Below are 26,718 nucleotides of genomic sequence, written 5' to 3'. Positions count from 1 at the left end.
GATCCTGTCGCCGGAGGAAGTGCGGCTCCTCTCTGGGGGCTACGTTCGCCCGGCCGACCAGCTTCGTGCACTGCACGAGCGGGGCTATCACCGGGCACATCGCTCCAGGCGAACCGGCCGCGTCGTAGTCGAACGCGCGCACTACGACGCGGTGGCGGCCGGCCACACACATGCGCCGGTCCTTGGCGGACGCCCACGCCCAAGGCTTCGCCCGGTCCCGCCGTGAGCAAGGACCCTGCGCTGCCCGCCCGCGTCTTCGCCAAAGGCGCGTGCTACTACCTCGTGGTGGCAGACGGGAAGAAGCGGGTATGGAACAAGCTGTCGAAGGTCAGGGACGGCCTGCCGGCGATGTATACCGCACTCGCGAAGATGCTGAGCGCCGACGATCGCGATGGGTCGATGGCTCAGCTGATCGCCGACTGGGAAGCCGAGGTGATGGTCAAGCACTCGGCCAAGACCCAGATCGACGAGCGCGCCCGGGGCGCCAAGATCGCCGCCCGTTTCGCGGATTTCCAAGTGGTCGACGTCACGCCCCCCGATGTCGTCGAGTTCCTGAAACCGTTCCGCGCAAAGCCCCGAACGTTCAACCTCTACCGCGCGCAGATCGGAGAGTTGATGCGCTTCGCGATCGAGAAGGGTCTGCGCGATCCGGGCACGAACCCAGTGACGGCCGTGGTGCGCACCATGAGCACGCCGCCGCGCAAGCGCTGCCCCACGACGAGCGAACTGCGGCGCGTGAAGATCGGCTGCCTCTACGGCGACGACGGCAAGCGCACCCGCTCAGGGCTCACGATGGCCTGCCTGATCGAACTGGCCTATCTGACCGGGCAGGACGTCTCGGTGATGATCCGGCTTCGGGACCAACGCGACCCGCTCCACCCCGACGAGCCGCACGTTCACAAGGATGGCGTGTTCTTCCGCCGCGACAAGACAGGCAACGCGGTACTCGTCGAGTGGACCCCGCGGCTGCGGGCCGTCATCGCCGCGCTGCGGCGCATACGGGCGGAACGCCGGCTGAAGAGGACGGCAGCACCGCGCGCGGACACGGCGTTCCTGTTCACGCGCCAGAGCGGTGAACCCCTGACCTACTCGGCCGTCGCCAACGCCTGGCAGGAAGGCATCCGCCGGTCGAAGGTGCTGCCATTCATGTTCCGCGACATCCGTGCACGTGCGCTCACCGATACGGCACTGCGGGGAGGCATGCGCGCCGCGAACGCGATGGGCACCCACACGACGGAGGCCCAGACGGCCGACTACGTGCGATCAAAAACGGCGAGGAAGACGAGGGCGACGGCATGAAGGAGGCCGGCCGGAAGGCATTCAAGAGCCTCCGGCGGGCCCTTCAGACCTGGGTGCCGGAGCCTCATCTGGCGAAGCGACTCGCCCGCTCCGTTAGAAGAATCCGATTCCGTTAGAAAACTGCACAAAAATGTTGCAGCAGCCGCGGAGCGATTTCCGCAACGGAATCAATAAGTTGGATGGTCGGGGTGACACGATTCGAACGTGCGACCCACTGCTCCCAAAGCAGTTGCGCTACCAGGCTGCGCTACACCCCGACGAAGCCGGCCATTGTAGCGGTCGGCCCCTGGCGGGCCGCTCGCCGCCCTGGGGGGTCAGATCCGTTCGGCCGGCGCCGGCAGCTGCAGCTGGCGCGCCACCGCCTTGCATTGGCGGATGTGCTGCTCGCAGACGATCTTCAGCGCCGAGAAGGTCAGCGCCGCCGACACCGCCTGGCCGGCCACCGGCACGACCTTGGCGGCCTGCTTGGTCGTCAGCCGCACGCCGACGGTGCGCACGATGCGCAGCACGACGTCGCGTGTCACCAGCCGCCCCACGAGCACACCGCCACCGACGCTGATCGCCTTGTAGACGACGAGGCGCCGGTCGGGCGCCAGGCGCTCGACCTGCTCGGCGCTGAGGCCGAACTCGGCGTTGATCTCGGGCAGCAGCTTGACCAGCGTGCCGACGTCGGTGATCCAGTCGATGCCCGGGATCGGCACCGCGGCGATGCCCGCCGCCACCAGCGCGCGCCGCGTGACCAGGCGCCGCGCGCGGGCCGCGGCGGCCTCGATCTCGGCCTCGGTCCCCGGCACCACGACCCAGTCCGCCGGGGCGGCCATCGTCAGGGCCGGGCCGGCATCACGACGATGCCGTCTTCGTCGGCGACGACCCACTCGCCCGGCGCCACGCGCACGCCCTGCACCTGCACCGGCACGTCGCGCCGGCCTTCGTGGCGCTTGACCGTGGGCATCGGCATCGCGGCCAGCGCGCGGATGCCGACGTCGCAGGCGGCGAGTTCGGCCAGGTCGCGCACCGCACCGTCGACGACGAGGCCGGCCCAGCCGTTCTTCGCCGCCGCGGCGGCCAGATTGCCGCCGACCAGCGCACGGCGCAGCGAGCCGCCGCCGTCGACGACGAGCACCCGCCCGGCGCCCGGCTCGTCGAGCGCGGCCTTCACGAGGCTGTTGTCCTCGTGGCACTTGACCGTGCTCGCCGGGCCGGCGAAGCGCACGCGCCCGCCGTAGCTCGCGAACACCGGCGGCAGCACGCGGAAGTCGCCGCGGTCGTCGTCCTTGTGCCGGTCGCAGAGGTCGCAGGTGGAGAAGTCGTTCATCGTCGGTCCCCCTGGAAGAATGCTAATCGCGCCATGTCGACGGCCGCCAAAGCCCCATGCCGGCCGGCTATCGAGCCGGCTCGCGCGGCGCCGGCGGCAGCATCACGCGGTGCTCGCGCACCGACTTCAAGATGATCGAGGTCGAGGTCTCGGCCAGCAGGCACAAACGCGACACCACGGCGTCGAGGTGGGCGACGTCGGTGACCGCGATCTCCAGCATCCAGCTGTCCTCGCCGGTGATGTTCCAGGCGTTGACGACCTCGGCCGTCTGCTCGATCAGCTCGAGCATGCGCTCGTAGTCGGTGCGGCCCACACGCACCAGCGCGCGGATGCCGTAGCCCAGCGCGCCCAGGTTGACCGTCGCGCGGTAGCCGGTGATGACGCCGGCGGCCTCCAGCTTGCGCACGCGCTCGGCCACCGCCGGCTGGCTCAGGTGCACACGCCGGCCCAGTTCGGCCAGGCTCAGCCGGGCGTCGGCCTGGAGTTCGGCGAGCAATCTCGTGTCATAGGCATCCAAGGCGCAGCTCATTCAGAACCTTTGTTTCGACGGCAGACAACCGCGATCACCTTCGATTCTGCATGGATCTCGGCTGAAGAGCTTTCTATCATCTCGCCCCATGTCAACCGCCGCCCTGCCCACCTCCGCCGCCCGGCTGTCGCCGCTGCTGCTGGCCTGCCTGGCCGCCACCTGGCTGATCTGGGGCTCGACCTACCTGGCGATCAAGTGGGCGCTGGTGAGCTTCCCGCCCTTCTTCCAGATGGGCACACGTTTCGTCGCCGCCGGGCTGGTGCTGGGCGCTTTCGCACGCTGGCGCGGCGCCGGCTGGCCCGACCGCGCGCAGTGGACCAGCGCCTTCATCCTCGGCGCGCTGATGCTCGGCGGCGGCTACGGCGCGACGGCCTTCGCGCAGCAGAGCGTCAGCTCGGGTCTGGTCGTGGCCTTCATCGCCGTCGTGCCGGCGGTGGTCGCGCTGTTCGAGCTGCCTTACGGCCTGCGCCCGTCGCGGCTGGAGACGCTGGGCATCACCACCGGCCTGGCCGGCATCGTGCTGCTGACGCAAGGCGAAGGTTTCGGCGCTTCGGGCGAGGGCCTCGTGGCGATGACGATCGCCTGCGCCGCCTGGTGCGCCGGCAGCGTCTGGGCCAAACACGGGCTGCCGGGCGGCCGCCGGCTGGAGCTGGCGCCCGGCGCCGCAGGCTACGCCAGCCAGATGCTGGCCGGCGGGCTGCTGCTGATGGCCATGTCCTGGGCCGCCGGAGAGCAGCCGACGCTGCCGCCGGACCCGCGGTCGCTGGCCTGCTGGGTCTACCTCGTCGTCGCCGGCTCGCTGATCGGCTTCAGCGCCTACATGCTGCTGCTGCAGCGTGCCAGCACCGCGCTGGCCTCGAGCTACACCTTCGTCAACCCGGTGATCGCGATGGTGCTGGGCGTGACGATCGGCGGCGAGGTCGTCGGCGCCGGCGAGATGCTGGCCGCCGGCATCGTCACCGCCAGCGTGGTGCTGCTGCTGGCCGGACGGCGCTGACTCAGCGCCGGGCGGCCGCGGCGCGGATCTGCGCCAGCGTCGCGCGCGAGGTGCTGACCTCGACGTCGAGCTTCAAATGCAGCAGCGCCGGCTTGCCGGCTGCCAGCGCACGCTCCAGAGCAGCCTCGAAGTCGGCGGTCTTCTCGACGGTCTCCCCGGCCCAGCCGTAGGCCCGCGCCAGCGCGGCGAAATCGGGGTTGCAGAGCTCGCTGCCGCTGATGCGCCCCGGGTACTCGCGCTCCTGGTGCATGCGGATCGTGCCGTAGCTGCCGTTGTCGACGACGACGACCAGCAGCTGCTGCACGCCCGCGGCGCGCGCCGTCGCCAGCTCCTGGCCGGTCATCAGGAACTCGCCATCGCCGAGGAAGGCCACCGCCTGGCGCTGCGGCTGCAGCACCGCGGCGGCCACCGCCGCCGGCAGGCCGTAACCCATCGCGCCCGAGGTCGGCGCCAGCTGCGTGCGGCCGTGGTGCTGCAGGCCGGGGTAGCGCAGGAAACGATGCAGCCAGCCGCTGTAATTTCCGGCGCCGTTGGTCCAGACGGTGTCCTCGGGCAGGCGGCGCTGCAGCGTCTGCACGACGGCGGCCAGGTCCAGCGGCTCGACCGGCGTCGGCACCTGGTTGGCCTCGTAGTCGGCGCGCGCCGCGGCGGCCCAGGCGCCGTCGCGGCCCGGCGGCGCGGTCAGCGCCTCCAGCGCCTTGGCAGCGCTGCGCATCGAGGCCTGCAGCAGCAGGTCGGCGGCGTAGACGCGGCCCAGCTCCTCGGGGCCGGCGTGCACGTGCACCAGCGTCTGCGCCGGGCGCGGCGCCTGCAGCAGCGTGTAGCCGCCGGTCGTCATCTCGCCCAGGCGCACACCGAGCGCGATGACGAGATCGGCGTCGCGCACCCGGGCGGCGAGCTTCGGATTGATGCCGATGCCGACGTCGCCGGCGTACAGCGGGTGGGCGTTGTCGAACGTGTCCTGGAAGCGGAAGCCGCAGGCCACCGGCAGCTGCCAGTTCTCGGCGAAACGCTGCAGCGCCGCCGCCGCTTCGGCGTCCCAGCCGCTGCCGCCGGCAATGACGATCGGCCGCTCGGCCTGCAGCAGCAGCCGGCGCAGGTCGCGCAAGGCGCCCGGCGCCGGCCAGGCCAGCGCCGGCTCGACACGCGGCAGCACCGGCGCGGCCGTCTCGCGCGTCAGCACGTCCTCGGGCAGCACCAGCACCACCGGGCCGGGCCGGCCCTGCATCGCGGTGTGGAAGGCGCGCGCGACGTACTCGGGGATGCGGTCGGCGTCGTGCACCTCGCCCACCCACTTGGCCATGCCCAGCGTGCCGGGGCCGAACATCTGGCGGTAGTCGACTTCCTGGAAGGCTTCGCGGTCACGCTGGTCGCCGGCCACCTGGCCGATGAACAGCAGCATCGGCGTCGAGTCCTGGAACGCGGTGTGCAGCCCGATCGCCGCGTTCGACGCGCCGGGGCCGCGTGTGACGAAGCAGACGCCGGGCCGCCCGGTGAGCTTGCCCTGGGCCTCGGCCATGAAGGCCGCGCCGCCTTCGTGGCGGCAGGCGACGAAGCGGATACGTTCGCGGTGTTCGTGCAGGCCGTCGAGCACGGCGAGGTAACTCTCGCCGGGCACGCCGAAGCAGGTGTCCACACCCTGGGCGACGAGGGCCTCGACGACGGCATGGCCGGCAAGGCGGGAGGCGGCGGTGCTGTGCATCGCGCGACTGTAGCCGCGCGGCGCACCGGCTTCAGGCCGGCGCCAGGCGGCGCCGGCGGTGCAACGCCAGGCCGACGAAGGACGCCGACAGCACGCCCAGCGCCATTGCCGCCGCCGAGCCGCCGAACACCGCGTTCGGCAGGCCGGCGTCCATCAGCGCGCCGAACACCGGGGCCGACAGCGCGAAGCCGACGTCCAGCCCGGAGTAGACGGTGCCGTAGACGCGGCCGGTAGCGCCGGGCGGCGCCGCGCGCTTGATCAGCATGTCGCGCGACGGGCCGGCCAGCCCGGTGCCGAAGCCGGCCAGCGCGGCGGCGGCCGCGGCCACGAGCCCCGGCAGCCAGCCGCTGGCGACCAGCAGCAGCAGCGCGGCAGCCAGCGCCATCGCGCCGGCGATCACGCGTTCCAGCCGCTCGGCGCGCGCCACCAGGAAGCCGCCGACGATCATGCCGGCGGCGCCGCAGAGCATGTAGCCGGTGACGACGAAGGCCGTCGTCGACAGCGGCAGCCCGTACATGCGCTGCAGCGCCGGGCTGGCGAAACTCTGGATCGCCGACAGCGCGGCCGTGGTCCAGAAGAAGAACGAGAAGCACAGCCAGACGCTGGGCAGCTTCAGGAAGGCCATCGGGTGCTCGGTCGCGCCGGCCACCGCGGCCCGCTGCACGTGGGCGTCGTGGTGGTCGTCGATCAGCTCGCGCTGTGCGACCAGCAGCACCAGCACCGCCGCGCCCAGCAGCGCGCAGCCCAGGTAGGCCGCGCGCCAGGAGCCGAAGGCCGCGGTCAGCCCGATCAGGAACACCGGCGCCAGCGCCCAGCCGAGGTTGCCGCTGATGCCGTGCACCGAGAACGCATGGCCCAGGCGCTGCGGCGAGATGCGGCGGTTGAGGATCGTGAAGTCCGCCGGATGCAGCGGCGCGTTGCCCAGCCCGGCCAGCACCGCGGCCAGCGCCAAGCCGGCGAATCCCTGCGCCGCCGCCGCCGCCAGCGAGCCGGCGATGAAGCAGCCCATCGCGCCGTAGAGCACCGGCCGCGCGCCGATGCGGTCGACGACAAAACCCGCCAGCGCCTGGCCGACGCCCGAGACGACGAAGAACACCGTCACCAGCAGCCCGAGCTCGGCATAACTCAGGCCGAAGTCGCGGATGAAGGCCGGGAACATCGGCGGCAGCAGCAGGTGGAAGAAGTGCGAGCTGCCGTGCGCGAGGCCGATCAGCGAGATCGTCGCGACGTCGCGGCGCGCGTCGCCGGCAGACGGGGAGGCGGTCGGGGTCATGCGGCGCAGCGTAGCGGCGCGGCTGGCGGCGCAGTTACGATGGTCGGCCAACTTCTGTCGAGATCGTGCCACGCACCACCCGCCCCCGCGCCTCGCGCAGCGAACTGCCGCTGGACCCGGCGATCCACGCGCCCAGCGCCGCGCACCCGGTCTGGGTGCGCAAACGGCGCTTGAGCGCGGCGACACGCATCGTGCCGCACCGCCACCCGTGGGCGCAGGTGGCGTTCTCGGCCACCGGCGTGGTGCGCCTGACGGTGCCCGACCACACCTTCATCGTGCCGCCGACGCGCGTCGTCTGGGTGCCGCCCGACGTCGAGCACTTCGTCTCGGTCGTCGAGGACGCCGAGCTGGTGACGATGTACCTGCTGCAGGACGAGCCGCACGGCCCGCGGCCGCTGGACGGCGCGGCGGCCGCCGGCGACTGGCACCGCTGCCGCGTGCTGGAGGCCTCGCCGCTGCTGCGCGAGCTGGTGGCGCAGCTCGCCGACGAGGCGGTGGTGCAGGAGCCGGCGCGCGAGCAGTGCCTGGCCGCGCTGCTGCAGGACGAGCTGGCGCGCGCGCGGCCGCTGCCGCTGGGCGTGCGCCTGCCGGCCGACAAACGACTGCGTGCGCTGTGCGAGGCCGTCATCGAGCAGCCGACGCGGCACGAGCGCCTGGACGGCTGGGCCCGCGAGGCCGGCGCCAGCGTGCGCACCGTGGCGCGGCTGTTCCGCCAGGAGCTGGACACCGGCTTCGCCGAGTGGCGCCAGCAGGTGCTGCTGGCCAAGGCGCTGTCGATGGCCGCGGCGCGCCGGCCGATGGCCCACATCGCCGCCGAACTGGGCTACGCCAGCCCCAGCGCCTTCAGCGCGATGGTGCGGCGCGCCGTCGGCATGCCGCCCAGCCGTTTCTTCAACGCGGGCTGATCCAGCCCCGGCGGGTTGACTCCCGGCCTGCGGCCACAATCTGCCCTCTGCAGCGGCCGCAGGCCGCACGAGAAACACGATGGACACCGACGAGATCGTCTACGACTACACCCGCCAGGACGCCAGCGGCGCGAGTTGCACCGCGCACGCCTGGGCCAAGGTGCCCGCCGCGCTGCCGCCGGCCGAACGCGAAGCCGCCAAGGCGCGCATCGCCGAGCTGCTGAAGGCCCGCGACGCGGTGCTGGTGGCCCACTACTACGTCGATGGCGACCTGCAGGACCTGGCGCTGGCCACCGGCGGCATCGTCGCCGACTCGCTGGAGATGGCGCGTTTCGGCCGTGACCACGCGGCCAAGACGCTGGTCGTCGCCGGCGTGCGTTTCATGGGCGAGAGCGCCAAGATCCTGTCGCCCGACAAACGTGTGCTGATGCCCGACCTGGACGCCACCTGCTCGCTGGACCTGGGCTGCCCGGCCGACGAGTTCGCGGCGTTCTGCGACGCCCACCCCGAGCGCGAGGTCGTCGTCTACGCCAACACCAGCGCCGCGGTGAAGGCGCGTGCCGACTGGATGGTGACGAGCTCCTGCGCGCTGGCCATCGTCGAGCACCTGAAGAACCAGGGCCGCAAGATCCTCTGGGCGCCCGACCGCCACCTGGGCCGCTACATCCAGGAGCAGACCGGCGCCGACATGCTGATGTGGAACGGCGCCTGCATCGTGCACGACGAGTTCAAGGGCCTGGAGCTGGACCTGCTCAAGCGCGAGCACCCCGGCGCGATGGTGCTGGTGCACCCGGAGTCGCCGGCCTCGGTGGTCGCGCAGGCCGACGTCGTCGGCAGCACCTCGCAGCTGCTGAACGCGGTGATCCGCGGCGACGCGCCGGCCTACATCGTCGCCACCGACAACGGCATCCTGCACCGCATGCGCCAGCTGGCGCCGGGCAAGACGCTGATCGAGGCGCCGACCGCCGGCAACAGCGCCACCTGCAAGAGCTGCGCGCACTGCCCGTGGATGGCGATGAACGCGCTGCAGGGCGTGCTCGCCTGCCTGGAGCACGGTGCCGGCGAGATCACCGTGCCCGAGCCGACACGCGCCCAGGCGCTGGGCTGCATCGAACGCATGCTGGACTTCGTGCAGCGCCATCCGGCGGCCGTCGCGAAGCCGGCGCAAGGGTTTGTTCCGAACGTGGGGGCTGCATGAACGAGACGCTGGAGATCGCGCGCGAGCGCAACGTGCGCGACGCGATCGCCGAGGACCTGGGCGACGGCGACTGGACCGGCATGCTGGTGCCGGCCGAACGCCGCGTGAAGGCGCGTGTCATCGCGCGCGAACGCGCCGTGCTCTGCGGCCGCGACTGGTTCGACGCCGTGGTGCGCACGCTGGACCCCGAGGCGCGCATCGCCTGGCAGGTCGAAGAAGGCGACTGGATGACGCCCGACGCGCCCGTCGTCGAGATCGAGGCCCAGGCGCGGGCGCTGCTGGCCGCCGAGCGCCCGGCGCTGAACTTCATCCAGCTGCTGTCCTGCACCGCCACCGAGGCCCGCCGCCACGTCGAGGCGGTGGGCGGCGCCTCGCCGCTGCCCGAAGGCTGCGCGATCCTGGACACGCGCAAGACGATTCCCGGCCTGCGCCAGGCGCAGAAGTACGCGGTGCGCATCGGCGGCGGCCGCAACCAGCGTCTGGCGCTGTGGCACGGCATCCTGATCAAGGAGAACCACATCGCCGCGGCCGGCGGCGTCAGCCAGGTGCTGGCCAACGCGCGGGCGCTGAACGCCGGCGTCGAGATCCAGATCGAGGTCGAGACGCTGGAGCAGCTGCGCGAGGCGCTGGCCGCTGGCGCGACCAGCGTGCTGCTGGACAACTTCGACCTCGAGCGCATGCGCCAGGCGGTGGCGATCAACGAAGGCCGGGCGCTGCTGGAGGTCTCGGGCAGCGTGCAGCTGGAGCAGCTGCGGGCCATCGCCGCCACCGGCGTGCACCGCATCTCGATCGGCAAGCTGACCAAGGACGTGAAGGCGGTCGACTTCTCGATGCGCGTCGTCGAGGAGTTCTGAGCGCCGCACCCTCAAGTCCGGGCCTGCGGCGGCCGATAAAGCGCAGGCACGCAAACCCTCGCGAGGCTGCCCGATGAGCATCGATTTCACGTCGATCCACAACCACAACGAACGCGCCGTCTTCGAGGCCGTGCTGGCCGCAGCGCCGGCACATCCCGGCGTGGCCGGCAACGAGGAACTGCTGGCCGACGTCGCCTGCGTCGCGCTGAACCGGCTGCAGCCGCGTTACATCCGCCACGCCGTGGACTTCTCGTTCTATCTCAGCGAACGCGAGCGCAAGGACAGCGAGCACCAGATCGCCGAGGCGGTGGAGTTCGCCTTCGGCTTCGTCCAGGCCCGGGTGGCGATGCGCGCCCGCGGTTGATCCGGCGCAGGCGGCGCGTGCGCGCCGCCGCTGCCACGCTTCAGTGGCGCGGTCATCGGTCGATACAAGGGTTAACCCGGAGTCCTGACGGACTCCCCGCAACCTTGTCCTGAAGACCGATGAAGTACCTTCGTTCAGCCTCGCTGCGCGTGCGCCTGGTCGCCACGACCGCAGGCCTCGTCCTCGCCGGCCTCACCGGCCTCACCATCGTCAACGCGATCGGCGCCCGCACCGAGGCGCTGCTGCAGCTCGACACGCAGAGCACCGCGCTGGCGCGCGCGCACGCCGCCGACCTCGGCGGCTGGGTCGAGCAGCATCAGCGAGTCGTGCGATCGATGGCCGGCAGCGCCGCGGCGGCCGACCCGGTGCCCGCGCTGCAGCAGGCCGAGGCCGCCGGCGGCTTCGACACCACCTACGTCGCCCACGCCGACCGGCGCATCGAGTTCTCCAAGCCGCAGGATCTGCCGCCCGGCTACGACCCGACGGCGCGCCCCTGGTACCAACTGGCCGCGGCCGCCGCCGGCCAGCCGGTGCTGACCGCGCCCTACCTCGACGCGGCGACGAAAAAACTCGTCGTCACCTTCGCCCAGGCGGTGGACGACGGCCAGGCCGTCGTCGCCGGCGACGTGTTCATGGACGGCGTCGTCAAGGTCGTCGGCTCGATCCGGCCGACGCCGGGCACGAGCGCCTTCCTCGTCTCGCGCACCGGCCAGGTGGTGGTGCACGAGGACGCGGCACGCCTGCTCAAGCCGGCGGCCGAACTCTCGCCCGGGCTGGTGCCGCAGGCGCTGGCGGCGCTGGCCGGCCGTGACGGGCTGGCGGAGCTGGCCATCGCGGGCCAGCCGCGCCTGGTGCGCGCCGAACCGGTGGCCGGCACCGACTGGCTGCTGGTGCTGGCGCTGGACCGCGACGAGGCGCTGGCCGGCGTCATGGCGATGGTCTGGCGTTCGGTGGCCGCCAGCCTGGTGGTGACGGTCGTCGCGGTGCTGCTGCTCGCCTGGACACTGGGCCGCCAGCTGCGCCGCCTGCAGGCGCTGGAACACGCGATGGCCGAAGCCGCCTCGGGCGACGGCGACCTGAGCCGGCGCCTGCCCAGCGAGGGCGGCGACGAGCTCGCCAGCATCGCGCGCCACTTCAACGCCTTCGTCGCCAAGATCGAGCAGGCGGTGCGCCAGATCCGCGAAGCCAGCGACTCGGTGCACGTCGCCGCGGGCGAGATCGCCGGCGGCAACACCGATCTGTCGGCACGCACCGAGCAGACCGCCGCCAGCCTGCAGCGCGCCGCCAGCGCGATGCAGCAGATCAACGGCACCGGCCGCGAGAGCGCCGACTCGGCGCGTGTCGCGCACGATCTGGCGACCCGCGCCGCCGAGGTCGCGGCGCGCGGCGGCGAGGTCGTGCAGCGGGTCGTGACGACGATGGACGAGATCAACCAGGCCTCGCACCGCATCGCCGACATCACCGGCGTCATCGACGGCATCGCCTTCCAGACCAACATCCTGGCGCTCAACGCCGCGGTCGAGGCGGCGCGCGCCGGCGAGGACGGCCGCGGCTTCGCGGTGGTGGCCGGCGAGGTGCGCGCGCTGGCGCAGCGCTCGGCGGCCGCGGCACGCGAGATCAAGGGCCTGATCGGCGCCTCGGTCGACAGGGTCGAGAACGGCGCCGCGCTGGTGGCCGAAGCCGGCCGCACGATGGAGGAGCTGGTCGCCGGCGTTCAGCGTGTCAACGACACGATCGCCGAGATCACCGCCGCCGCGGCGGCGCAGCACGAGGAGATCGTGCAGGCCGATGCCGCGGTCGGCGAGCTCGACCGCGCGACGCAGCAGAACGCGGCGCTGGTCGAGCAGTCGGCGGCCGCCGCGCAGTCGCTGCACGAGCAGGCCGAGCGCCTGGCCGGCGTCGTGCGGGGCTTCCGCCTCGGCTGATCAGCGTTTCGGGCTCTTGGCCGGGCGGATCAGCACGGTCGGGAAGCTGACCGGCAGCGTGTCCGGGAAGTCGCGGCTGAAGTGCAGGCCGCGGCTCTCGTGGCGGCGCAGCGCCGAGCGCACGATCAGCTCGGCGCAGCCGACGAGGTTGCGCAGCTCCAGCAGGTCGCGCGTGACGCGGAAGTTGGCGTAGTAGTCGTCGATCTCGTCGCGCAGCAGCTTGATGCGGTGCAGCGCACGCTCCAGCCGGCGCGTCGTGCGCACGATGCCGACGTAGTTCCACATCAAGAGGCGCAGCTCGTCCCAGTTGTGGGCGATGACGACTTCCTCGTCGGCGTCCTCGACCTGGCTCTCGTCCCAGGGCGGCGGCAAGGCCGGCAGGTGGCCGTCGGTGGCCAGGATGCGCTCGGCGCAGGTGCGGCCGAGCACGGCGCACTCCAGCAGCGAGTTGCTCGCCAGTCGGTTGGCGCCGTGCAGGCCGGTGTAGGCGGTCTCGCCGATCGCGTACAGGCCCGGCAGGTCGCTGCGGCCGTCGAGGTCGGTGACGACGCCACCGCAGCTGTAGTGCGCCGCCGGCACCACCGGGATCGGCTGGCGCGCGATGTCGATGCCGAGCTCCAGGCAGCGCGCGTGGATCGTCGGGAAGTGCGACTTCAGGAAGTCCTCGCCCAGGTGCGTGGCATCCAGCCACACGTGGTCCAGGCCGTGTTTCTTCATCTCGAAGTCGATCGCGCGGGCGACGATGTCGCGCGGCGCGAGTTCGGCACGCTCGTCGTGCGCCGGCATGAAGCGCGTGCCGTCGGGCAGGCGCAGCAGGCCGCCTTCGCCGCGCAGCGCCTCGGTGATGAGGAAGCTGCGCTCCTGCGGGTGGTACAGGCAGGTCGGGTGGAACTGCACGAACTCCATGTTCGCGACGCGGCAGCCGGCACGCCAGGCCATCGCGACGCCGTCGCCGGTGGCGGTGTCGGGGTTGCTGGTGTAGCGGTAGACCTTGCCCAGGCCGCCGGTGGCCAGCACCACGGCCGACGCGGCCAGCGTCTCGACGCGGCGCTTGTCCATGTCGAGCGCGTAGACGCCGTAGCAGCGCGGCGTCTCGTCGCGCTTGAGGTGGCGCGAGGTGATCAGGTCCACCGCCATCCAGCGCTCGCGCAGGCTGATGTTGGGGTGCGCGGCGGCGCGCGCCAGCAGCGCGTCGTGGATCGCGCGGCCGGTGGCGTCGGCGGCGTGGGCGATGCGCCGCACCGCGTGGCCGCCTTCGCGTGTCAGGTGCAGGCCCAGCGGGCCTTCGGGGTCGACCGAGAACGGCACGCCGGCGTCGACCAGCCAGGCGATCGCCGCGGCGCTGCGCTCCGCGATGAAACGTGCGGTGTTCTCGTCGACGAGACCGGCGCCGGCCTCCTGCGTGTCGCGCACGTGCGACTCGATGCTGTCGTCCTGGCCGAGCACGCCGACGATGCCGCCCTGCGCCCAGGCGGTGGCACCTTCGCCCAGGGCGCGCTTGGCGAGCACGATGACCGGGCGCGTGTCGGCGATGTTCAGCGCGACGACCAGGCCGGCGAGGCCGGCGCCGACGACGACGACGGGCGCGGTGCCCGGAGAAGTGGAATCCGTGGACATGGTGGCGCGGCACACGACGGCCGCTGGTTCCCGTGAGGAGAGGGGCATTCTACGAACGCGCACTCGCCCGGCCGGCCGGCGGCGGGCGGAGCAGCCGACGTGAGCTGCAACCGCGGGCGCCCCCCTAGAGCGGCAATCCTTGATCGGCCCGCGCGGGCGCATTACCTATGATGACGCGAGCCGTCCGCCGGGCGGCCCCAGCCTCGTGCCATGACCCGATCCCACGACAAGCTCCCCTGGCCGCCGCCCGCCTACCGCTCCAGCCGCGACCCCGAACTGCTGTCGCCGGCGACGCAGATCGTGCGCGACCGCGAGGACTACCTCGGCCAAGGGCTGCGCGACATCGGCCGGCGCATCGCCGACGACCAGGTCGAGCTGTTCGTCAGCACCGATCCCGCGACCGCGCTGCAACAGCAGTTCGAGCGCCAGGCGCCGCAGTTCATCACGCTGCACGACGTCGGCACCAAGGCTTCGCTGCACCTGCTGGGCGCGCTGGCCGGTGCCGCCGGCGCACGCGTGCAGCGGCTGACGATCCGCCGCCAGGGCCACGGCGTCGCGCTGGCCGTCGTGCAGTTCGTCGAGGTGCCGCTGGCCGACGGCAACCACGTGCGCATCTACTCGACCGACCTCAACGCCGACACGCAGACGCGCCAGGCGCTGGCCCTGGTGCTGCTGGGCCGCAGCCGGCTGGGCGTGCTGATGGTCGGCGAGCTGCCGGCGCATGCGCTGCAGTCGACGCTGCAGCCGCTGCAGGACGCGATCGCGCGCGCCCCCTGGCCCAACCGCGACCTGCTGCTGCTGCCGCTGGCCGCCGCCGGCACGCTGGCGGCGCAGGCGGCACGCCTGGGCGGCAGCAGCGGCATCTCCGTGCGCGTGACGCCGCTGGCGGCACGCCCGAACGACGCCTGGTCCTTCATCAGCGGCGCCTGGAACCGCATGAGCGGCCACGGTGCCGCCCAGACCGCGCTGAACACCGACATCGAGCAGGCGCTGCCGCCGCCGCCGGTGCCGCTGCCCGAGGCGCCGACGATGGCGATGGACCTGATGCCGGCCGGGCCGGCGCTGTCCGGCAGCCGCCCGGGCGCGCCGGCAGCACCCGCGCGGCCGGTGGCCGCGCCGGTGGCGGCCCTCTGGGCCGACTACCTGCAGCGCTGCCTGGCGGTCAAGAGCGCGGTCAGCGGCTGCGTCTTCGACCTCGTGTCGCAGCGTGCGCTCGCGCATGCCGGCAGCACGCCGGCCTCGGAGCCGCTGGCCGCCCAGGGCGCGCTGCTGATCGACGCGATGGCCGGCGCCGCACGCTCGCTGGGGCTGGCCGGCGCCGCGCCGCAGGCGGCGATCAGCTTCGACCAGCAGCATCTGGTGCTGCAGCCGGTGCGCGGCCACCCGGGCATCGTGCTGCACCTGGTGCTGCACGGCAGCGCCAACGCGCTGACGCTGGCGCGCATGCAGCTCGAACGCCTGACGCCGCCGCCCAGCGGGGCGGTCTGAGGCATCGGCCCGCGGCACGGTAACTCGGGGGTAAGCGGCTCGCGCCTACCTTGGCTTCGGGGATGCCCGCCGGGCATCCGCAGCCAGGAGGTTCGCATGATGTCCATGACCGCCCGTCGTCTCGCAGCCCTTGCCGCCGCTGCGTCCTTGGCCGCCTGCGGCGGCGGGGGCGTTGGCGATCCGGCAAATCCTGAAACGCCCTCTGAACCCGGCTCGGCATCGACCGCCGCCGTCTGCTACGACGCTCAGCTTGGCGACAGCCCGGGATCCAGCTTCCGCGTGGCCTTCCGATCGTTCTCCGAGGGCGACAGCGAGACACTGGACTACGTCGACGTCGGCAGCGTCGCAGGCCCGGTCGACTTCAACGGCCATCAGGCCTACGAAACGACGGTGACGACCTTCTTCGGGACGCCCGAAGCGGTCACCGGCGTCTACCGGTACTACGGCCGGCGCACGGGCACGGCCGAACGCACGGACTACGGCCTGACCTACGGTACCGACGCAGACACCGTGTTCACGACGCTGCCCGAGGAACCGCCGGTGGTGGACACGACCTACGCATTGGAGCCCGGACAATCGGTCGCGCTGCACTACAGCCACACGCCGAACCTGCGTGTGACCTTCAAAGGCATCGAGCAGATCACCGTCCCCGCGGGAACCTACCAGGCGTGCCGCCTGCAGCTCGACAGCACGACGCCCGACTACTCCAACACGCATTGGCTGCTGGTCGGCACCGGCGTGCTCATCAAGGAGGTTCAGACCTCACCCGGCGATGCCGACTGGACAGCGGAAGCCACCGCGATCGAGGTGAACGGGCGGCGCCCCTGAAGCCTGACGCTGGCGTGCAAGGCCTTCCGGCCTTGCACGTCCCGCCTCAGTGAACCGTGCGTTCGAAGCTGAACTGGCCGTCGAGCACGTCCACCGGGATCACGTCCTTGGGCCCGAAGCGGCCCTGCAGGATCAGCTTGCTGACCGGGTTCTCGATGCGCTGCTGGATCGCACGCTTCAGCGGCCGGGCGCCGAACACCGGGTCGAAGCCGACCTTGGCCAGCTCGGCCAGCGCCGCCGGCGAGACCTCGAGCTTCATCTCCAGCTTCTCCAGCCGCGTCTCGAGCAGCTTCAGCTGGATCTTCGCGATGGCCTCGATGTTCTTCTCGTCGAGCGCATGGAAGACCACCGCCTCGTCGATGCGGTTCAGGAACTCGGGCCGGAAGTGGCTCTTCACCTCGCCCCAGACCGCTTCGCGCACGAGCTCGGTCGGCTGCCCGGCCATCTGCATGATCAGGTGCGAGCCCAGGTTGCTGGTCATCACGATGACGGTGTTCTTGAAGTCCACCGTGCGGCCCTGGCCGTCGGTGAGCCGGCCATCGTCGAGCACCTGCAGCAGCACGTTGAAGACGTCCGGGTGCGCCTTCTCGACCTCGTCGAGCAGCAGCACGCTGTAGGGCTTGCGCCGCACGGCCTCGGTCAGCGCGCCGCCTTCGTCGTAGCCGACGTAGCCCGGCGGCGCGCCGATCAGCCGCGAGACCGAGTGCTTCTCCATGTACTCGCTCATGTCGACACGGATCATGTGGTCCTCGCTGTCGAACAGGAACGAGGCCAGCGCCTTGCACAACTCGGTCTTGCCGACGCCGGTGGGGCCGAGGAACAGGAAGCTGCCCAGCGGCCGGTTCGGGTCGGACAGGCCGGCGCGGCTGCGGCGGATCGCGTCGGCCACCGCGACGATGGCCTCGTCCTGGCCGACGACACGCTCGTGCAGACGGCTTTCCATCTGCAGCAGCTTGTCGCGCTCGCCCTGCATCAGCTTGCTGACCGGGATGCCGGTGGCGCGCGAGACGACCTCGGCGATCTCCTCGGCGCCGACCATCGTGCGCAGCAGCTGCGGGCCCTGGCCGCCCTGGGCCTTGCCGGCCTCCTTGGCCTGGGCCTCCTTCAGGCGCTTCTCGAGCTCCGGCAGCTTGCCGTACTGCAGCTCGGCGACGCGGTTGAAGTCGCCCTTGCGCTTGAGTTCCTCGATCTGGAACTTGATGCGGTCGATCTCTTCCTTGACCTGGGCGCTGCCCTGGGCCTGGGCCTTCTCGGCGGTCCAGATCTCCTCGAGGTCGTTGTATTCACGTTGCAGCTTCAGCAGCTCTTCCTCGATCAGGCCGAGGCGGCGCTGCGAGGCTTCGTCCTGCTCCTTCTTCACCGCTTCGCGCTCGATCTTCAGCTGGATCATGCGCCGGTCCAGCCGGTCCATCGCCTCGGGCTTGGAGTCGATCTCGATCTTGATCTTGGCCGCAGCCTCGTCGATCAGGTCGATCGCCTTGTCGGGCAGGAAACGGTCGGTGATGTAGCGGTGGCTCAGCTCGGCCGCGGCGACGATCGCCGGGTCGGTGATCTCGACGCCGTGGTGGACCTCGTACTTCTCCTGCAGCCCGCGCAGGATGGCGACGGTGGCCTCGACGCTGGGTTCGTCGACCAGCACCTTCTGGAAGCGGCGTTCGAGCGCGGCGTCCTTTTCGACGTACTTGCGGTATTCGTCGAGCGTGGTCGCGCCGATGCAGTGCAACTCGCCGCGCGCCAGCGCCGGCTTCAACATGTTGCCGGCGTCGATCGCGCCTTCGGCCTTGCCGGCGCCGACCATCGTGTGCAGCTCGTCGATGAACAGGATGATGCGGCCCTCGTCGGCCGAGACCTCCTTCAGCACCGCCTTCAGCCGCTCCTCGAACTCGCCGCGGTACTTGGCACCGGCCAGCAGGCCGGCCATGTCCAGCGACAGCACACGCTTGTTCTTCAGCGACTCGGGCACCTCGCCGTTGACGATGCGCTGCGCCAGGCCTTCGACGATGGCCGTCTTGCCGACGCCCGGCTCGCCGATCAGCACCGGGTTGTTCTTGCTGCGGCGCTGCAGCACCTGGATCGCGCGGCGGATCTCGTCGTCGCGGCCGATCACCGGATCGAGCTTGCCCTGGCGGGCACGTTCGGTCAGGTCCAGCGTGTACTTCTTCAGCGCCTCGCGCTGGCCTTCGGCTTCGGGCGAGTCGACCTTCTGGCCGCCGCGCACGGCCTCGATGGCCGCCTCCAGCGACTTGCGCGTCAGGCCGTGGCCGCGGACGATGCCGCCGAGGTCGGTCTTGGCCTCGGCCAGCGCCAGCAGGAACATCTCGCTGGCGATGAACTGGTCGCCGCGCTTGGTGGCTTCCTTGTCGGCCGCCTGCAGCAGCGCCATCAGGTCGCGGCCGGGCTGCACCGGCTGGCCGCCGCCCTGCACCTGGGGCAGGTTGCGGATCGCGGTTTCCATCGCCGTCGTCAGCGCGCCGGTGTTGGCGCCGGCGCGGTCGAGCAGCGCCTTCGGGCCATCGGGCTGCTGCAGCATCGCCGCGAGCAGGTGCGAGGGCTCGATGTAGGGGTTGTCGCGCGCGACGGCCAGGCTTTGCGCGTCACCGAGCGCCTGCTGGAACGCCGTCGTCAGTTTGTCAGCACGCATGGGAATCCTCCGTTGCCCTGCAATTCGGGCTGGACGGCGGCTTTTCAAGCCCGCCGCCGCGTGCCGAGGCACGCGTCAGAGGGAGTCGCCGAGCCGGCGGTAGTGTCCGCCCTGGTAGAGCAGCGGCGCCAGCGGGGCGTCCGCCAGCCGGCAGACGCGGCCGATGAAGAGCACGTGGTCGCCGGCCGCCTGGGCCGAGACCGTCTCGCATTCGAAGACCGCGGCGCAGCCGGCGAGCACCGGCGCGCCGCCCTCGCCGGCGTGCCAGTCGCCTTCGCCGAACTTGTCGGGCACCGGCGAGGCGAAACGCCGCGACAGCGCGAGCTGGGCTTCGGCCAGCACGTTGACGGCGAAATGGCTCGCCTGGCGGAAGGCCGGCAGGCTGGGGCTGGCCTCGCGCAGCGACCACAGCACCAGCGGCGGGTCCAGCGACACGGCCTGGAAGGAGCTGACGGTCAGCCCGACACGCTGGCCGTCGGCGTCGGTGCAGGTGACCAGCGTGACGCCGGTGGCGAAATGGCCCAGCGCGCGGCGCAGCTGCTTGGGGTCGGAGGGGTCCAGAGGGTGCATCAGGCGTTCGCGGCGTTGTCCGAGTCCAGGCCCCAGCGGGCCAGCGCCGCGTCGTCGGCCGCGCGCGCGTCGACCCAGCGCGAGCCCTCGGGCGTCGTTTCCTTCTTCCAGAACGGCGCCTGGGTCTTCAGATAGTCCATCAGGAATTCGCAGCCCTCGAAGGCGGCGCGCCGGTGCGGGGCGGCGACGCCGACGAAGACGATGTTCTCGCCGGCCGCCAGGCGGCCGACACGGTGCACGACCCGCGCCGCCCGCAGGCCGAAACGGCCGACGGCGGCGTCGATCATGGCCTCGATGGCCTGCTCGGTCATGCCCGGGTAGTGTTCCAGTTCCAGCGCCTGCACGTCGTGAACGCCGTCACGGCCGCGCACGGTGCCGACGAAACCGACGACCGCGCCGGTGCCGGCGTCGGCCGCGTGAAGTGCCTGGAACAGCGCGCCGACGTCGAAGTCTTCGCCTTGGATCGCGACGCGCGCCACGTTCAGCCGCCGGTGACCGGCGGGAAGAACGCCACTTCGGCGCCGTCGCGCACGACCGCCGCCTCGTCGCTCATCACCTGGTTGAGTGCGCAACGCACCGCCCGCCCGCGCGCCAGCACGTCGGCGTAGGGGCCGCCGCGTGCGGCCAGGCCGTCACGCAGCCCGCCGAGCGTGGCGACCTCGGGCAGCTCCACGGTCTCGCCGGGGCCGAGCGCCTCGCGCAGCGAGGCGAAGTAGCGCACTTGGATCTTCATCGGGCGATCAGTTCGGATAACGGCAGATAGCGTACCGTTTCGCCGGAAACGATGCGCTGGCCCGCCGGGATATCCACGAGGCCGTCTGCCCACGCGGCCGAGGTCAGCACGCCCGAACCCTGGTTGGGGAACAGGTCGAGCCCGCCCTGGTCGTTCAGGCGCACGCGCACGAACTCCCGCCGTCGGTCGGGGCGCGGCCAGTCGAAGTCGGCCCGCAGCGGCAGCCCGGCCGGCAGTGTCGCCGGCGCGCCCTGCATCGCACGCAGCACCGTCGTCACGCAGAGCAGGTAGGTGACGAAGCTCGACACCGGGTTGCCCGGCAGCCCGACGACCAGCGCCGACGTGCCGTCGTCGCGGCGCACCGTGCCGAAGGCCAGCGGCCGGCCCGGCTTGATCGCCATCTGGAAGTGCTCCAGCGTGCCCTGGGCCTGGATCGCCGCCTTCAGGTGGTCTTCCTCGCCGACCGAGACGCCACCGCTGGTGAGGATCAGGTCGTGGAAACGCGCCGCACGCTCCAGCGCCGTGCAGGTGGCGTCCAGGCGGTCGGGCACGATGCCCAGGTCGGTGACCTCGCAGCCGCCGGCCTGCAGCAGGCCGCGCAGCGTGTAGCGGTTGGAGTTGTAGATCGCGCCGGGTTTGAGCGGCTCGCCGGGCATCACCAGCTCGTCGCCGGTGGAGAACAGCGCCACACGCGGGCGGCGGCAGACGGCCAGCGTCGCCGCACCGACCGAGGCCGCCAGGCCCAGGCCCTGCGGCGTCAGCCGGCGGCCCTTGTGCAGCACGATCGCGCCGTGCAGCACGTCCTCGCCGCGGCGGCGGATCCACTGACCGAAGGCCGGCAGCTCGCCGATGCGCACCGCGCCCAGGCCGTCGCCGGGGATCGCTTCGCAGCGCTCCTGCATGACGACGGCATCGGCGCCGGCGGGGATCTGCGCGCCGGTGAAGATGCGTGCCGCGGTGCCGCGGCGCAGCGGCTGGCCGACGACACCGGCCGGGATGCGCTGCGACACCGGCAGCACCGTGCCGGCGGCCGGCACGTCGGCGGTGTTGACGGCCCAGCCGTCCATCGAGCTGTTGTCGCCGGGCGGCACGTCGAGCATCGACAGCACGTTGACCGCCAGCACGCGCCCGAGCGCGTCGGCAGTCGGCACCGACTCGGTCTCGACGATGCGGTGCGGCGCGACCCCGGCGACCAGCCGCGCCAGCGCCTCGTCCAGCGAGATCAGCGGCTGCGGCGCGTTCATCCGGCGTGGGCCTCGATGAAGGCCTTGACCGTCGCCGCGTCGGGCGGCACGACGGTGAAGCGGCGCGGCAGCGCCTCCAGCCCGGCCAGCGCCGCCGGGCGCGGCGGCACCGGCGCGTCGGCGCCCAGCGCCTCGGTGATCGTCGCGGCGAACTTGGCCGGCAGCGCGGTCTCGAGCACGATCATCGGCACGCCGGCGTCACGGTGCTCGCGCGCGACCTTCAGGCCGTCAGCGGTGTGGGTGTCGACGAGCACGCCGGTCTCGCGCCAGGTGGCGGCGATCGTCGCCAGGCGGTCGGCGTGCGTGCTGCGGCCCGAGACGAAGCCGAAGCCGGCGCAGCGTGCGTGCTCGTCGGCGGCGAGCGTGAAGCCGCCCTGCTGCGAGACGCCGGCGCCGAACAGCTCGCGCGTGCGCGCCGCGTCGCGGCCCAGCAGGTCGAAGACGAACCGCTCGAAGTTGCTCGCCTTGCTGATGTCCATCGACGGCGACGAGGTCTCGAAGGTCTCGGCGCTGCCGCGCACGCGATAAGTCCCCGTGCGGAAGAACTCGTCGAGCACGTCGTTCTCGTTGGTCGCCAGCACCAGGCGGTGGATCGGCAGGCCCATCATGCGCGCGACGTGGCCGGCGCAGATGTTGCCGAAGTTGCCCGAGGGCACGGCGAAGCTGACGCGCTCGTCGTTGCTCTTCGTCGCCTGGAAATAACCGGCGAAGTAGTAGACGACCTGGGCCAGCAGCCGCGCCCAGTTGATCGAGTTGACGGTGCCGATCTTGTGGCGGCGCTTGAACTCGAGGTCGTTGCTGACGGCCTTGACGATGTCCTGGCAGTCGTCGAACACGCCTTCGACGGCCAGGTTGTGGATGTTGGCGTCCTGCAGGCTGAACATCTGCGCCTGCTGGAACGGGCTCATGCGGCCGTGCGGGCTGAGCATGAAGACGTTGACGCCCTTCTTGCCGCGCATCGCGTACTCGGCGGCGCTGCCGGTGTCGCCGGAGGTGGCGCCGAGGATGTTCAGCGTCTCGCCGCGGCGGCCCAGTTCGTACTCGAACAGGTGGCCCAGCAGCTGCATCGCCATGTCCTTGAAGGCCAGCGTCGGGCCGTTGGACAGGGCTTGCAGACAGAGACCGTCGCCCAGCGGCTTCAGCGGCGTGATCTCGGGCGTGCCGAAGACCTGCTCGGTGTAGGTGGCGTGCACCAGCCGCTTCAGGTCGGCGGCCGGGATGTCGGCTATGTAGAGCGACAGGATCTCGAACGCGAGGTCGGCGTAGGACAGGCCGCGCCAGCGCTGCAGCGTGGCCGGATCAACCTGCGGATAGTGCGTCGGCAGGTACAGGCCGCCGTCGGGCGCCAGGCCTTCGAGCAGGATGTCGGAGAAGCCGCGCGGCGTGAGGTCGCCGCGGGTGCTGAGGTACTTCACTTCAGCTCCTCCTTGCGGATGCGCACGATGGGGGCGAGCACCGTCGGCAGCGCCTGCATCTGCGCCAGCGCGGCGCGCATGCGGCCCTCGACGGTGTCGTGCGTCAGGATGATCAGATCGGTCTGCTTCTCTCCCTCGGCACTCTCGCGCTGCAGCACGGCGTCGATCGAGATGTCGTGCTCGGCGAGGATGCCGGTGATCCGGGCCAGCACGCCGGCCTGGTCGGCGACCTGCAGACGCAGGTAGAACGAGGTGACGACCTCGTCGATGGCCAGGATCGGCGTGTCCTGCAGCGAGCCCGGCTGGAAGGCCAGGTGAGGCACGCGGTGGTCGGGGTCGGCGGTGTGCAGCCGGGTGATGTCGACCAGGTCGGCGATGACGGCGCTGGCCGTCGGCTCGGCACCGGCGCCCTTGCCGTAGTACAGCGTGCTGCCGACGGCGTCGCCCTGCACGACGACGGCGTTCATCGCGCCCTCGACGTTGGCGATCAGGCGCTGCGACGGCACCAGCGTCGGGTGCACACGCAGCTCGATGCCGCCCGCGCCGCCCGGCGCGGTCGCCAGGTCGTCGCGGCGCTTGGTGATGCCCAGCAGCTTGATGCGGTAGCCGAGCTGCTCGGCGTAGCGGATGTCGGCCGCCTGCAGCGCGGTGATGCCCTCGACATAGGCCTTGTCGAACTGCACCGGCACGCCGAAGGCGATGGCGCTCATGATCGTCGCCTTGTGCGCGGCGTCGACACCTTCGATGTCGAAGGTCGGGTCGGCCTCGGCATAGCCCAGCGCCTGCGCCTGCTTCAGCACCGCGGCGAAGTCCAGCCCCTTGGAGCGCATCTCCGAGAGGATGAAGTTGGTCGTGCCGTTGATGATGCCGGCCACCCACTCGATGCGGTTGGCCGTCAGGCCCTCGCGCAGCGCCTTGATGATCGGGATGCCGCCGGCCACCGCGGCCTCGAAGGCGACCATCACGCCCTGGGCGCGTGCGGCCTCGAAGATCTCGGTGCCGTGCACCGCCAGCAGCGCCTTGTTGGCGGTGACGACGTGCTTGCCGGCGGCAATCGCCTCCAGCACCAGCGTCTTGGCGATGCCGTAGCCGCCGATCAGCTCGACGACGATGTCGATCTCGGGGTTGGCGATGACCTCGCGCGCGTCGGCGACGACGCGGGCGCGGTCGCCGACGATGCCGCGGGCGCGTTCGACGTCGAGGTCGGCGACCATCGAAATCTCGATGCCGCGCCCGGCGCGGCGCCGGATCTCCTCCTGGTTGCGGTTGAGCACCGTGAAGGTGCCGCTGCCGACGGTGCCGATGCCGAGCAGGCCGACCTGGATGGGTTTCATGCGGGGTCTCTCCGGGAACGGGGGCCGACGCGGCGGCCCGGGTGGCTTAAAGGGAGTGGCGTTTGCGGTAGCCGGCGAGGAAGCGCTCGATGCGCCCGATGGCCTCGGTCAGGTCGTCCAGGTTGGGCAGGAAGACGAGGCGGAAGTGGTCGGGCTCGGGCCAGTTGAAGCCGGTGCCCTGCACGATCAGCACACGCTCCTGCTCCAGCAGCTCGTAGGCGAACTGCTGGTCGTCGGCGATCGGGTAGACCTTGGGGTCCAGGCGCGGGAACATGTACAGCGCCGCCTTCGGCTTGACGACGCTGACCCCGGGGATCGCGTTCATCATCTCCCAGGCCAGGTCGCGCTGCTTTAGCAGCCGGCCGCCCGGGGCGACGAGGTCCTTGATGCTCTGGTAGCCGCCGAGCGCGGTCTGGATCGCCATCTGGCCGGGCGTGTTGGCGCACAGCCGCATCGAGGCCAGCATGTTCAGGCCCTCGATGTAGTCCCGGGCGTAGCGCTTCTCGCCGGAGACCACCATCCAGCCCGAGCGGTAGCCGCAGGAGCGGTAGTTCTTGGACAGGCCGTTGAAGGTGACGAACAGCACGTCGTCGGCCAGCGAGGCGATGCTGGTGTGCTCGGCACCGTCGTACAGCGTCTTGTCGTAGATCTCGTCGGCGAAGACGATCAGCTGGTGCCGGCGCGCGATCTCGACGATGTCCTTCAGCAGGTCCACCGGGTACAGCGCGCCGGTCGGGTTGTTCGGGTTGATGACGACGATGGCCTTGGTGTTGGGGCTCACCTTGGCGCGGATGTCGTCGAGGTCGGGCAACCAGCCCGAGCCTTCGTCGCAGCGGTAGTGCACCGGCGTGCCGCCGGACAGCGAGACGACCGCGGTGTGCAGCGGGTAGTCGGGCGCCGGGATCAGCACCTCGTCGCCGGCGTCGAGCAGCGCGTTCATGCTCATCGCGATCAGCTCGGAGGCGCCGTTGCCCAGGTAGACGTCGTCGACGGTCACGCCGGCGATGCGCTTCTCCTGGGTGTAGTGCACGACCGCCTTGCGCGGCGCGAACAGACCCTTGCTGTCGGTGTAGCCGGCGGCCACCTGCGACGGCAGGTTGTGGATCATGTCCTGGACGATCTCGTCCGGGGGCATCAGGCCGAAGGCGGCGACGTTGCCGATGTTCAGCTTGATGATGCGCTGGCCCTCCTCCTCCATCTGCCGGGCCTTGTCGAGCACCGGACCGCGGATGTCGTAACCGACGTTGGCGAGCTTGCTGGACTTGGCGATGGGCTTCAAGGCAGGCGGCTTTCGTGAGGGAACCTAGAATTATCCACGCATGAAATTCCAGCCGGACAGGTTCAGCGGCGCCAACGTGATCACGCGTCACGACGCCGGGCAGGTGTGGGTGGGGCCGAACGCCTTCCTCCACAGCATCGTCGTGCCCTGGAAGGGGGCCGTGCTGCCCTGGGAGGCGCCGTCGCTGGACGCGCTGACCGCCGAGCACTTCGAGCGCCTCGCCGAACTGCGCCCCGAGCTGGTGATCTTCGGCTCGGGCCGCAGGCTGCGATTCGTCTCGCCGGCGCTGCTGCGCCCGCTGATCGAGCGCCGCATCGGCGTCGAGACCATGGACACCGTCGCCGCGTGCCGCACCTACAACGTTCTCGCCGCGGAGGAACGCGAGGTTGTCGCGGCTCTCGTTTTGGAGGGCGATGGGTCGTAATGCAGGCGTTTTATAATCACGTGTTGAGCCGGCGACGGCTGCCTACGTTCCGAGAAAACCATCCATGACGCCCGTTGTCAACAAGACCCTTCCGGAATTCGAAGCCTTCGCGACCAGCGGCGTGAAGTTCACGCCTTCAGCGAACCTCGGCCACGCTGTGGTCCTGTACTTCTACCCGAAGGACGCAACGCCCGGCTGCACGACCGAGGCGATGCAGTTCCGCGACCACCATCAGGAATTCCTGAAGGCCGGCGCGGTCGTCTTCGGCGTGTCGCGCGACAACCTCGCGTCGCACGAGAAGTTCAAGCAGGCGCTGGAGCTGCCCTTCGAACTCATCGCGGACACCGAAGAGAAGCTCTGCCACATGTTCGGCGTGGTCAAGAACAAGATCATGTACGGCAAGAAGGTGAAGGGCATCGAACGCAGCACCTTCCTCATCGGCGCCGACGGCGTGATGCGCGCCGAGTGGCGCGGCATCAAGGTTGCCGGGCACGTCGATGAAGTGCTCAAGGCCGTCAAGGCCCTCAAGCAGGCTGCCTGAGATCGAACGCCCGCGTGTCCGGCGCCGCCTCGGCGGTGCCCTCCTCCCGCTCCCGCCGAAAGCCGCACGGTCCGCCGTGCGGCTTTTTGCTTTTTCCTGAGCCCACCATGCCCCTGCCCAAGCCTCCGACGAAGAAAGCCGACCTGCTCGCCGCCGCCGACTACGAGGCGCAGGCCGCACCGAAGCCGCGCAAGCGCACGATCAAGGCCGCCGCGCCTCAGGCGGCCCCGGCCGAAGCCGCGC

At 71.3% G+C, this 26,718-nt stretch carries 25 protein-coding genes and 1 tRNA gene; 11 read left to right on the top strand and 15 right to left on the bottom strand.

Features of this window, described 5'->3' with window-relative positions; translation table 11 throughout:
* The first annotated feature begins 222 nt into the window (after window positions 1-222).
* Complete coding sequence (locus tag RBXJA2T_RS19385) at window positions 223-1,299, top strand: site-specific integrase (RefSeq protein ID WP_009859134.1); 1,077 nt, start codon at window positions 223-225, stop codon at window positions 1,297-1,299.
* Between the two features lie 180 nt (window positions 1,300-1,479).
* Here RBXJA2T_RS19385 and RBXJA2T_RS19380 read toward each other — a convergent pair.
* The 4 genes from RBXJA2T_RS19380 to RBXJA2T_RS19365 form a co-directional block, all read right to left on the bottom strand.
* Window positions 1,480-1,556: transfer RNA gene (locus RBXJA2T_RS19380), tRNA-Pro, on the bottom strand.
* A gap of 57 nt (window positions 1,557-1,613) precedes the next feature.
* The gene (locus RBXJA2T_RS19375; RefSeq protein ID WP_009859133.1) at window positions 1,614-2,120 is read right to left on the bottom strand and encodes a hypothetical protein; all 507 of its coding nucleotides are present in this window, start codon (window positions 2,118-2,120) and stop codon (window positions 1,614-1,616) included.
* Between the two features lie 2 nt (window positions 2,121-2,122).
* The gene (rraA, locus tag RBXJA2T_RS19370) at window positions 2,123-2,614 is read right to left on the bottom strand and encodes a ribonuclease E activity regulator RraA (protein WP_009859132.1); all 492 of its coding nucleotides are present in this window, start codon (window positions 2,612-2,614) and stop codon (window positions 2,123-2,125) included.
* 67 nt (window positions 2,615-2,681) lie between these two features.
* Window positions 2,682-3,143, bottom strand: coding sequence for an Lrp/AsnC family transcriptional regulator (locus RBXJA2T_RS19365; protein ID WP_029718791.1), 462 nt, complete (start codon window positions 3,141-3,143; stop codon window positions 2,682-2,684).
* A gap of 88 nt (window positions 3,144-3,231) precedes the next feature.
* Here RBXJA2T_RS19365 and RBXJA2T_RS19360 point away from each other — a divergent pair, with 88 nt between their 5' ends.
* Entirely contained in the window at window positions 3,232-4,140 is a 909-nt protein-coding gene (locus RBXJA2T_RS19360; RefSeq protein ID WP_009859130.1) for an EamA family transporter, read from the top strand.
* A gap of 1 nt (window position 4,141) precedes the next feature.
* Here the strand turns inward: RBXJA2T_RS19360 and RBXJA2T_RS19355 are convergent, their stop codons facing one another.
* Together RBXJA2T_RS19355 and RBXJA2T_RS19350 are read right to left on the bottom strand one after the other, a co-directional pair.
* Window positions 4,142-5,842 (bottom strand): thiamine pyrophosphate-binding protein, encoded by a 1,701-nt coding sequence (locus tag RBXJA2T_RS19355; RefSeq protein WP_009859129.1) that lies wholly within the window; start codon window positions 5,840-5,842, stop codon window positions 4,142-4,144.
* Window positions 5,843-5,873: 31 nt separating this feature from the next.
* Complete coding sequence (locus RBXJA2T_RS19350) at window positions 5,874-7,115, bottom strand: MFS transporter (RefSeq protein WP_009859128.1); 1,242 nt, start codon at window positions 7,113-7,115, stop codon at window positions 5,874-5,876.
* A gap of 65 nt (window positions 7,116-7,180) precedes the next feature.
* Here RBXJA2T_RS19350 and RBXJA2T_RS19345 point away from each other — a divergent pair, with 65 nt between their 5' ends.
* The 5 genes from RBXJA2T_RS19345 to RBXJA2T_RS19325 all read left to right on the top strand — a co-directional run bounded on the left by RBXJA2T_RS19345 (window position 7,181) and on the right by RBXJA2T_RS19325 (window position 12,361).
* On the top strand, window positions 7,181-8,020 hold the full coding sequence (locus RBXJA2T_RS19345) for an AraC family transcriptional regulator (RefSeq protein ID WP_009859127.1): 840 nt from the start codon (window positions 7,181-7,183) through the stop codon (window positions 8,018-8,020).
* Between the two features lie 79 nt (window positions 8,021-8,099).
* Window positions 8,100-9,218, top strand: a complete 1,119-nt coding sequence (gene nadA / locus RBXJA2T_RS19340; RefSeq protein WP_009859126.1) for a quinolinate synthase NadA — start codon at window positions 8,100-8,102, stop codon at window positions 9,216-9,218.
* Window positions 9,215-10,072, top strand: coding sequence for a carboxylating nicotinate-nucleotide diphosphorylase (gene nadC, locus RBXJA2T_RS19335; RefSeq protein ID WP_009859125.1), 858 nt, complete (start codon window positions 9,215-9,217; stop codon window positions 10,070-10,072). The genes nadA and nadC overlap by 4 nt, the downstream gene beginning before the upstream one ends.
* 73 nt (window positions 10,073-10,145) lie before the next feature.
* Window positions 10,146-10,436, top strand: coding sequence for a late competence development ComFB family protein (locus tag RBXJA2T_RS19330; RefSeq protein WP_009859124.1), 291 nt, complete (start codon window positions 10,146-10,148; stop codon window positions 10,434-10,436).
* 119 nt (window positions 10,437-10,555) lie between these two features.
* Complete coding sequence (locus RBXJA2T_RS19325) at window positions 10,556-12,361, top strand: methyl-accepting chemotaxis protein (RefSeq protein WP_009859123.1); 1,806 nt, start codon at window positions 10,556-10,558, stop codon at window positions 12,359-12,361.
* Here the strand turns inward: RBXJA2T_RS19325 and nadB are convergent, their stop codons facing one another.
* A complete protein-coding gene (gene nadB / locus RBXJA2T_RS19320) occupies window positions 12,362-13,978 on the bottom strand; it encodes an L-aspartate oxidase (protein ID WP_029718792.1) in 1,617 nt (538 codons plus the stop codon). It abuts the gene before it with no gap.
* A gap of 210 nt (window positions 13,979-14,188) precedes the next feature.
* On the opposite strand from nadB, the gene RBXJA2T_RS19315 reads away from it, so the two are divergent.
* On the top strand, window positions 14,189-15,466 hold the full coding sequence (locus tag RBXJA2T_RS19315; RefSeq protein ID WP_009859121.1) for a hypothetical protein: 1,278 nt from the start codon (window positions 14,189-14,191) through the stop codon (window positions 15,464-15,466).
* A gap of 96 nt (window positions 15,467-15,562) precedes the next feature.
* Window positions 15,563-16,294 (top strand): hypothetical protein, encoded by a 732-nt coding sequence (locus tag RBXJA2T_RS19310; RefSeq protein ID WP_138938940.1) that lies wholly within the window; start codon window positions 15,563-15,565, stop codon window positions 16,292-16,294.
* 46 nt (window positions 16,295-16,340) lie between these two features.
* Here the strand turns inward: RBXJA2T_RS19310 and clpB are convergent, their stop codons facing one another.
* From clpB to RBXJA2T_RS19270, 8 genes are all read right to left on the bottom strand, one after another.
* Complete coding sequence (clpB, locus tag RBXJA2T_RS19305) at window positions 16,341-18,935, bottom strand: ATP-dependent chaperone ClpB (RefSeq protein WP_009859119.1); 2,595 nt, start codon at window positions 18,933-18,935, stop codon at window positions 16,341-16,343.
* A 75-nt stretch (window positions 18,936-19,010) separates the two neighbouring features.
* The gene (locus tag RBXJA2T_RS19300) at window positions 19,011-19,505 is read right to left on the bottom strand and encodes a flavin reductase family protein (RefSeq protein WP_009859118.1); all 495 of its coding nucleotides are present in this window, start codon (window positions 19,503-19,505) and stop codon (window positions 19,011-19,013) included.
* On the bottom strand, window positions 19,505-19,984 hold the full coding sequence (locus RBXJA2T_RS19295; protein ID WP_009859117.1) for a molybdenum cofactor biosynthesis protein MoaE: 480 nt from the start codon (window positions 19,982-19,984) through the stop codon (window positions 19,505-19,507). Before RBXJA2T_RS19295 ends, RBXJA2T_RS19300 begins: the two co-directional genes overlap by 1 nt.
* Window positions 19,985-19,986: 2 nt before the next feature.
* Entirely contained in the window at window positions 19,987-20,238 is a 252-nt protein-coding gene (locus RBXJA2T_RS19290; RefSeq protein ID WP_009859116.1) for a MoaD/ThiS family protein, read from the bottom strand.
* Window positions 20,235-21,482 (bottom strand): molybdopterin molybdotransferase MoeA, encoded by a 1,248-nt coding sequence (locus tag RBXJA2T_RS19285; protein WP_009859115.1) that lies wholly within the window; start codon window positions 21,480-21,482, stop codon window positions 20,235-20,237. Before RBXJA2T_RS19285 ends, RBXJA2T_RS19290 begins: the two co-directional genes overlap by 4 nt.
* A complete protein-coding gene (gene thrC / locus RBXJA2T_RS19280; protein WP_009859114.1) occupies window positions 21,479-22,897 on the bottom strand; it encodes a threonine synthase in 1,419 nt (472 codons plus the stop codon). Before thrC ends, RBXJA2T_RS19285 begins: the two co-directional genes overlap by 4 nt.
* A complete protein-coding gene (locus RBXJA2T_RS19275) occupies window positions 22,894-24,231 on the bottom strand; it encodes a homoserine dehydrogenase (RefSeq protein ID WP_009859113.1) in 1,338 nt (445 codons plus the stop codon). Before RBXJA2T_RS19275 ends, thrC begins: the two co-directional genes overlap by 4 nt.
* 46 nt (window positions 24,232-24,277) lie before the next feature.
* Window positions 24,278-25,510, bottom strand: a complete 1,233-nt coding sequence (locus RBXJA2T_RS19270; protein WP_009859112.1) for a pyridoxal phosphate-dependent aminotransferase — start codon at window positions 25,508-25,510, stop codon at window positions 24,278-24,280.
* Window positions 25,511-25,550: 40 nt separating this feature from the next.
* Here RBXJA2T_RS19270 and RBXJA2T_RS19265 point away from each other — a divergent pair, with 40 nt between their 5' ends.
* Both RBXJA2T_RS19265 and RBXJA2T_RS19260 read left to right on the top strand, forming a co-directional pair.
* The gene (locus tag RBXJA2T_RS19265; RefSeq protein ID WP_009859111.1) at window positions 25,551-25,934 is read left to right on the top strand and encodes an Mth938-like domain-containing protein; all 384 of its coding nucleotides are present in this window, start codon (window positions 25,551-25,553) and stop codon (window positions 25,932-25,934) included.
* Between the two features lie 64 nt (window positions 25,935-25,998).
* Window positions 25,999-26,475, top strand: coding sequence for a peroxiredoxin (locus RBXJA2T_RS19260; protein ID WP_009859110.1), 477 nt, complete (start codon window positions 25,999-26,001; stop codon window positions 26,473-26,475).
* The last annotated feature ends 243 nt before the right edge of the window (window positions 26,476-26,718 follow it).

The organism is Rubrivivax benzoatilyticus JA2 = ATCC BAA-35, from assembly GCF_000190375.1.
GTDB classification, from domain to species: Bacteria; Pseudomonadota; Gammaproteobacteria; order Burkholderiales; family Burkholderiaceae_C; genus Rubrivivax; species Rubrivivax benzoatilyticus.
Note: the sequence above shows the minus strand (reverse complement) of the source record. Positions and strands in the feature narration are given on the sequence as shown.